This window comes from Oleiphilus sp. HI0067, assembly GCF_001635735.1.
In genome coordinates this window covers 1-740 of sequence record NZ_LWFI01000584.1, presented here as the reverse complement: position 1 = coordinate 740, position 740 = coordinate 1, and the positions used below count along the sequence as shown (strand labels likewise).

The window sequence follows — 740 nt, the reverse complement described above, 5'->3', positions numbered from 1 at the left end:
TAGCAAGCCTAAGAACACTTTGAATGTTCTATCTGGCGTCTGGTTTATCAGTTTCTTCATGGCCTTGGCCTAACATCAATACAGGCATTCGTTTATGCTCTATAGCTTGCCGTCAGCAGCCATCTGCATGTAGCTTGGGTCAAAACGGAACTTCACGTTTGATGCATCACCGAAGGTACCTTTTGGCATTTCAATTCCGATAAATCCTGCATCTGGAGCACCTTCACCTAACAAGCCATGCTTGAAAGAAAACTCCGCAACATTTTCCATGGTGCTCACAAGAGCATCGCTATTTGTTAGTTCAAGAGCTTGCGCTGGCGTGTAGAACATTTCAGTACTTGCTAACTGTGCTTCATAACCAGTCAAGTCAGTACCTGATGCTTCTGCCATGTACGTTTTTGCTGAAGTCGCTGCATCATCAGAGCCACTCATTAAGCCCATGATTTCGTACCATGCACCCACTAAAGCTCTCCCAAGATCAGGGTTCGCAGCCAAGGTCTCTGTATTTATCACAAGCAAATCGATGATTTCACCTGGAATCATTGAAGAGTCGAATACTTTAGTGCTGTTTGGCATCGCTTCGATTTCGCTGAGCAAGGGATTCCATGTTGCAACCGATGTAACGTCATCTGTGCCATAAACAGCAACCATGTCTGCATCAGAGGTATTCACAACAGTGAGATCTTTTTCGGTTAAACCAACCGTTTCAAGACCACGTGCTAGCAAGTAATGCGATACGC

Annotated in this window: 1 pseudogene; it reads right to left on the bottom strand. The window is 45.0% G+C overall.

Going from position 1 to position 740, the window contains the following annotated elements:
• Positions 1 to 99: 99 nt before the first annotated feature.
• Positions 100 to 740, bottom strand: a pseudogene (locus tag A3739_RS29545) (lipid kinase); the annotation flags it as partial.